Annotated in this window: 6 protein-coding genes; 2 read left to right on the forward strand and 4 right to left on the reverse strand. The window is 34.6% G+C overall.

What is annotated here, in order from left to right:
* Positions 1–361: 361 nt before the first annotated feature.
* Positions 362–1,708, reverse strand: a complete 1,347-nt coding sequence (locus FYJ55_RS09855) for an MATE family efflux transporter (protein WP_326831868.1) — start codon at positions 1,706–1,708, stop codon at positions 362–364.
* Positions 1,709–1,741: 33 nt separating this feature from the next.
* Positions 1,742–2,911, reverse strand: a complete 1,170-nt coding sequence (locus tag FYJ55_RS09860) for an AraC family transcriptional regulator (protein WP_154556677.1) — start codon at positions 2,909–2,911, stop codon at positions 1,742–1,744.
* 552 nt (positions 2,912–3,463) lie between these two features.
* On the opposite strand from FYJ55_RS09860, the gene FYJ55_RS09865 reads away from it, so the two are divergent.
* Together FYJ55_RS09865 and FYJ55_RS09870 are read left to right on the forward strand one after the other, a co-directional pair.
* Entirely contained in the window at positions 3,464–4,027 is a 564-nt protein-coding gene (locus FYJ55_RS09865) for a TetR/AcrR family transcriptional regulator (RefSeq protein WP_154556678.1), read from the forward strand.
* Positions 4,028–4,118: 91 nt separating this feature from the next.
* Complete coding sequence (locus tag FYJ55_RS09870; protein ID WP_154556679.1) at positions 4,119–6,077, forward strand: oleate hydratase; 1,959 nt, start codon at positions 4,119–4,121, stop codon at positions 6,075–6,077.
* Positions 6,078–6,112: 35 nt separating this feature from the next.
* Here FYJ55_RS09870 and FYJ55_RS09875 read toward each other — a convergent pair whose 3' ends face one another.
* Both FYJ55_RS09875 and ltrA read right to left on the reverse strand, forming a co-directional pair.
* Positions 6,113–6,307, reverse strand: a complete 195-nt coding sequence (locus FYJ55_RS09875; RefSeq protein WP_154556680.1) for a hypothetical protein — start codon at positions 6,305–6,307, stop codon at positions 6,113–6,115.
* Between the two features lie 99 nt (positions 6,308–6,406).
* Positions 6,407–7,699, reverse strand: a complete 1,293-nt coding sequence (ltrA, locus tag FYJ55_RS09880; protein WP_154556681.1) for a group II intron reverse transcriptase/maturase — start codon at positions 7,697–7,699, stop codon at positions 6,407–6,409.
* Between the last annotated feature and the right edge of the window lie 85 nt (positions 7,700–7,784).

The raw sequence follows: 7,784 nt of genomic DNA on the forward strand, positions 1-7,784 counted from the left end.
TTCTCCATCAAAGAAGTACGCATTAAAGAAGTCGACAAAATAGGCATTGTTTTCTAAAAACTCCTTCATAATTTTGTCTTTTGATTTATTCATGTGATTTCATCACCCCTATCTCATATACGAAATACATTGAGGCTTTTCCAAAAAAGATGCACATTTGATAATTTCACATAATTCATTTTGATTTCACAAGATTTACCAAAGTTATACTAAAATTATGACAACATGGAATGTTATTCTATAAGTGTCTTAAAGATAAGGCAATGAATATAGAAAATAAACCAATATTCATATCTCTCTCCCAAAATAATAATAAACAAAAGAAACCATTCTAGGCGCCAACACTAGAATGGTTTCTTTTTTATTCTTGCCAATTAATTTTTCGATAATATAGGAAAAATACAATACTTGATAAAGACCAAGTAAATGGATAAATCAAATATACAAATAAAATGTTATGGAATAGCATGTTCAACATTGTTAATAAGGTGACTCGCACAAGACACCAACACACAAGCATAACAACCATTGGAACCACAGACTTTCCTACTCCACGAAGTACAGCCGACACACCATGGCTATATGCTAATAAAAAGAATAGAATCGTCGCATAATGAGCTCGTTCTACACCATATTGTATTACTTGTGGATCATTCACAAATAAACGCATCAATGGAGTGGCAAACAGTGCAATCAATAACCCTATGGTTTCAGCTAAGCCGACGGAACAAACGAGTCCAAAATGAGCTCCTTTTCTAGCCCTTTCATATTCTTTGGCTCCTCTATTTTGAGAAACAAACGTAGTTAAAGCCATCATAAAACTTGTGATTGGTAAAAACGCAAAACCCTCAATTTTTGTATAGGTACCAATACCAGCCATAGCCAAGGAGCCAAACGAATTGATATTCGATTGTACAACGACATTTGATATTGAAATTAAACTATTCTGAATTCCCGTTGGAATCCCCATTTCCAATATTTCCTTACCTACATCAGCATGTATACGAATCTTAGAAAGATGTACCTGATGACTTTCATTTGTCCGAATCAATAGATACAAACAAAGAGCAGCACTTAAAAACTGCGATAGAATCGTAGCCAAGGCAGCCCCTTCTACATTCATATGAAATCCTGCTACAAATACAATGTCCAATACAACATTTACACAACTTGATACAATCAAGAAATATAATGGATGTTTGCTATCTCCTACTGACTGCATAATGCCTACACAAGAATTGTATAGAATCATTCCTAAAGACCCTAAAAAATATATTTGTAGATATGCAGTGGATAAATGAATCACATTTTTTGGTGTAGACATCCACCCTAACAATACAGGTGCCAACAAGTATCCAAAAACGGTTAAACCAATCCCAAAAATCAATCCAAACGCCATAAGTGTATGGATCGCATTCTGCATTCTTTCTTTATCATTCGCACCAAAGTAGCGTGCAATGACAACTCCTGCACCGACGGATATTCCTTGAAACAAACTAGTCAACAGAAAGATCAATTCACCACAAGAAGTAACGGCCGCAAGGCTTGAACTGCCCAGATAGTTTCCTACAATCAAGGAGTCCGCAGTATTATAAAGTTGTTGAAATAGATTGCCTAGAAACACAGGAAATGCAAACAGAAGCATTTGTTTCCAAATGGTTCCAGACGTCATTAACATTTGATTCTTTTTCATGTACATATCATACACTATTAACGCAAGAAAAAAAGCCCATTTCTGGACTTATTGAGAAATGCTCTTGGCATAATCCGTTGGAGAAATCCCATACTGCAATTTAAACTTCCTAGAAAAGTAGTGAATGGAAGTAAATCCTAAAATATCAGATATTTCTGAAATCGTCTGATTATGCTCATGAATCATGATTTTAGCCTGATTCAATTTCACGTTGGAAATATATTGTTTTGGGGTAATATGAATATTTGACTTAAACAAATTCTGTAGACTTGATCTCGAAATCGAGAACTTCGTACACAAATCTTCCACCGTAAATTGCTTATATACGTTATTATTGATAAAAACCAAAATTTCATTCAGCAACGTACTCTCATAATGCTCTTGCATCGGATTCGCCGTTATAGAAGTAGATTCCTCTACCTCATCATCAAATTGATATAAAAGAATTAGAATCTGTTTTAAATACAATAGTACGAGTTCTGAATTCAAATTACCATCGGACTGAATGGATTTCATAAATTCAGACAACACTTGATAAATATCTTTTCGCGTATGAAAAACACGATTTTTTAAATTGCCAGGCAACTTATTATCCATATCAAACGTAATCGTCAGATATGAACAAGTACTCTGACTATCTGTACTTTGTGTATGGAACTGTCCCGGATAATATAAAATTAAATCATATTTAGACAATCTGTAACTATGACCATCTACCGTCGTATCCAAAGTACCATGATCAATATATGTCAATTCATAATAATCATGTGACTCACCAGGAAATGTATAATTCGATTTACGAACCTGGTAAAAACATGTAAAGATCTCTTTTAAATTCATCTTTGAAACCAAAGGCTGATACGAATATGGAGTCTCCATCATCTTCTGATTCATTCCATGACTCGAATAATGAATTTGAAGCACACTCTCTCTCGAGATAGAAACATAATTAAAATAAATATCTGGTTTTAAACGAACAACACGGTGAATCACATATTCTTCAAATTTTTTACCATCTTTACTCACCACTAACATAATAATTCCACTACGCGTATCCAAATATACTGGATCGCTAGAATAATAAAATGTATCAAACGTTTTGTTTGTGATTTTAAAATCGTTTTCAACATAATCAACCAAATGCCCTGCATTATGATTTACAGAATAGAATACATCCCCAAACTTTTGGAATGAATAATTCGTAGTTCTCTTTTGCATATAAGTAAATCTCCTTAGTTTTATGTCCTTATTATTTTTTGTTCTTTTTAGTTACGAAAGTTATTTATCTACTAAAAAGTATAAACCCAAACAATTTATTCGTAAAGTATTTTTCTGTAAACAAAAGCGCCTTATCTATCACATTACACGATAAATAAAGCGTATTTTATTATCTCATTTTTTCAATTGCCGGAACAATAATTTTATTGATTATCCTATAATTTGTCGTTTCTTCATCCCCATAATAGTATTCTTTAAATTCTTCTCCAAAACCAATTACTTAATATATAAAAAGCAGAAACAAAAATCAATATTTGTATTCTGCAAACCTAGATTCTCTTTCTTCCCAAAATTTCACAAAATGTTTTGATTAAATTAACGAATGATAAGATTATAGTATAAGTGTGCTTGAGAGAAGCACATCTACAATATTCAAAGAGCCCTATTACAGCTAGGGCAAGGCAAAATTCTGTTTGTTACAGCCACTCAGAATTTAATGTTCATGGTCTCCTAAGAATTGACGGGAGACCCTTTTTTTATTATTATTTTTGTATGTCAAACTTAACTAAACTTGCTCTAGAGCAATCCCTAAAAAGATTCTTATTAAAGAAACCATTGGATAGGATTACCATCAAAGATCTAACGGACGATGTTGGCATTTCAAGAATGTCTTTCTACTATCACTTTAAAGATATTTATGACCTTGTTGAATGGTCTTGTATTTATGATGCCACAAATGTACTAAAAGGAAATAAGACCTACGACACTTGGCAAGAAGGTCTCACATCCATTTTTGAAGCCGTTCTTCAAAATAAGCCATTCATATTGAATGTGTATCACGCTACAACACAAGACAGTATCGAAAGATTTTTGTTTGCAACCGTACACGACCTTATTTTAGGGGTTGTTAGAGAAAAGGCTCAAGGCACCAACATTTCAGAAGAACAAATCCAATTTATTGCCGATTTCTATAAATATAGCTTTGTAGGCATTATGCTCGACTGGATTGGCAAAGGCATGAATGAAGATTATAATGAAATCGTCTATAATATGGCCAATACTTTGCATGGTTCTATCGCAAATTCCATTTCAAACTTTACAAATGAAGCAAAATGATAAAAAAATTATCATCTTGCTTTTTTTGTTTATGGTTTTTTATTTTGATTCTCACTATTATGTAGCCATAAAGAAAAAGGAGGACATGTATATGTCAAAGAATACTGTAAAATTAGGCATTGCAGGCCTTACTGCTGCAGCTACAGGTGCTGCTTTATTTACCGCCAAAAAAGTGAACGATAAAAAGAAAGAAGAAGAGACATCTACAAGTGAATATCGTAATACAGAAAGAGGAAAATACGAAAAGAACTCTAAAGGTATTTACTACACAAACGGAAACTACGAAGCATTTGCCCGCCCAGAAAAGCCAGCTGGCGTCGATAATAAGAATGCATATATCGTAGGTAGTGGACTTGCTGCACTAGCGGCTGCTTGCTTCTTAGTTCGTGATGGACAAATGCCAGGAAAAAACATCCACGTATTAGAAGCAATGGATATTGCTGGAGGTGCCTGTGATGGAATCTATGATCCCACTCGTGGATATGTCATGAGAGGTGGACGTGAAATGGAAAACCACTTCGAATGTTTATGGGATTTATTCAGAAGCATTCCTTCCTTAGAAGTTGAAGGGGCTAGCGTTCTAGACGAATACTACTGGTTAAATAAACATGATCCTAACTACTCATTGTGTCGTGCCACAATCAATCAGGGAAAAGATGCTCATACAGATGGTAAGTTTGACTTAAGTACAAAGGGTGCTATGGAAATCGCAAAATTATTCATGACACCAGACGAAGACTTATATGATAAGACAATTGAAGATGTATTTGATGAAGAAGTATTCGATTCAACATTCTGGATGTATTGGAGAAGTATGTTTGCGTTTGAAAACTGGCACTCTGCATTAGAAATGAAATTATACTTCCAAAGATTCATTCACCACATTTCAGGACTTCCTGATTTCAGTGCTTTGAAATTCACAAGATACAACCAATATGAATCATTGATTCTTCCTATGCAAAAATATCTAGAAGCTCATGGCGTAGACTTCCAATTTAATACAGAAGTCACAAATGTTGAGTTTGAATTTGTAGGTGACAAAAAAATTGCGAAGACAATCGAATGCAAAGTCAACGGAACCGAAACCGGCATTGTATTAACTGAAAACGATTTAGTATTCGTGACAAACGGAAGCTGTACAGAAGGAACAATCTATGGCGATCAAGACCATGCGCCTAATGGAGATGCTGAAGTAAGAACAAGTGGATGCTGGAGCTTATGGAAAAACATCGCGAAACAAGATCCAAGCTTTGGACATCCAGAAAAATTCTGTTCAGACATTTCAAAGACAAACTGGGAATCTGCCACAGTCACAACATTAGATGATAAGATTATTCCTTATATCACAAATATTTGTAAACGTGATCCTCGCAGTGGAAAAACAGTTACTGGAGGTATTGTCACTTGTAGAGATTCAAGTTGGTTAATGAGCTGGACAATCAATCGTCAAGGACAATTCAAGAAACAAGATCCAAACAAAGTATGCGTTTGGGTATATGGACTATTCACTGATGTTGATGGTGACTACATTAAAAAGCCAATGAGAGAATGTACTGGTAAAGAAATTACGGAAGAATGGCTATATCACTTGGGTGTTCCAACGGATCAAATTGAAGAATTAGCTACAAATTCAGCACGATGCGTACCTACAATGATGCCATACATCACTGCCTTCTTTATGCCACGTACAAAAGGTGATCGTCCAGACGTAATTCCTGATGGATGTGTAAACTTCGCCTTCTTAGGACAATTTGCCGACACACCAAGAGACACAGTCTTTACAACTGAATATTCAGTACGTACCGCCATGGAAGCTGTATATGGACTATTGGGTGTTGATCGTGGTGTTCCAGAAGTTTGGGGCAGCGTATATGATGTACGTGAATTATTAGATTCAAGCGTTAAATTAATGGATGGTAAATCGCCACTTGAAATCAACCTTGGACCTTTAAACGTATTCAAAAAACCAATTCTTAAGGCAATCAAGGGTACTGTAATTGAAAAACTATTAAAAGATCACGATGTGATTAAAAGCAATATGAAATACTAGAAACGAAAGGAAGAAAGCACTATACTTTCTTCCTTTTACATATCTAGCCAAATTTTAAGTCCCGTTGTATCCGCTCTACCTGATACAAAGGTTACTTCTACATTATGATATTTTTCACACTCTTTACGAATATCCTTTACTTGGCCTTTTAATACAACTTCATTTTTTTGATTATATAATATTATTTTTGTCTCTGGATAAAACAGCTTCATACATTCATGAAAATTCATAAGTAAATTTATCTCCTTCTCTAAAATAAACAGTTGGAGACAAACTCCTCTAAGAACCCTACGTGCAGTTTTCCCGCATACGGCTCTCCCACTGTTACTTTAAACATTCTTGTTATAAATGACTTTACCACCACTCCAAATATCAACATGGATATATGGGTGAATGATTCTTTCTTGCCATACTACATAGAACCTTTCCAATTTAAAACTTTTTCTTTGACTCCTTCGGTTTAACCATTTAAACGTTACATATAGTGAATGTTGCCAAAGGTTTCTGACCTCTTTTATCATTCCACTCAAACTATAGTAGTTAAAACTACCGGTAAGTTTCTTGTTCAATGTCTTCATGAATTCGTCAAATTGAGTGGTTCTATTCTCTTTGACCCATTTCTTTAAGTTTGACTTGAATTGCTTCTTCTTTTTACGACTAATCTTATGTCCTACAGAATAGTAACCTTTTCTTGTCTTACTGTTGAAATGTGTAAAGCCTAGAAAATCAAAAGTTTCTCTAGTTCCACAATTTCTTCCAAATGGAAGTATTCGTGTCTTTTCTTTGGATAGTTCCAATCCAAAAAGTTCCATTCTTCTAATAATGGCTTCATATACTCTTTGTGCATCTCTTTCATATTGAAACATAATCAGAAAATCGTCGGCAAACCTTACCAGGTATGCTTCTCCATATAACTGTTTCTTAATACACTTTTCAAACCATATATCCAACACATAATGTAGATACACATTGGCAAGTATTGGACTAATCAGTCCGCCTTGGGGTGTTCCTACACTTGTTTCCTCATATTTTCCTTCTATCATGACACCTGATTTGAGCATTCTCGCTATATATCTCAGGTAGTTCGGGTCTGCGATATCATTTCGAAGAAATTTCATGAGCCACTCATGATTCACATTATCAAAGAAGCCTTTAATGTCACAATCCAGTATATAGTTAACTTTCTTATACATAATGGTATCATTGATTACTTTAATCGCATCATGAGCCTTTCGATTTGGTCTGAATCCATATGAACAGTCTAGAAATCTAGGTTCATATACATCACTAAGTATATCTGCCATGGCTCCTTGAAAGAGCCTGTCTTCATAGACCGGTATTCCTAAAGGTCTTTTCTTGCCATTTCCCTTGTCGATTTCAACTCGTCTTACGGGTTGTGGCTTATAGCTAAAACTCTTAAGTCTATGCATCAAGTCGTCTATATTTTCATTTAGATTTTCCTGATACACTTCCTTAGTTACCATGTCTATTCCTGGAGCTTTGTCTTTCTTTTGTAGACGATGTTGTCTTATTAAAGATTCCTTGTCTACTCGATTCATCAACGTTTCCAGTTTAGGATGTCTTTTTGACAATGTTCTTATATCTTGTCGTTTTGTTCCCATGTCTTTATAACCTGGTATATTGTAATTGACTCATCTAACTGGTCATCTACAATATACTTCTTCCTTCTTTCAACCTTTGATAACC

It is taken from the genome of Holdemanella porci (genome assembly GCF_009696075.1).
Lineage (GTDB): Bacteria > Bacillota_I > Bacilli_A > Erysipelotrichales > Erysipelotrichaceae > Holdemanella > Holdemanella porci.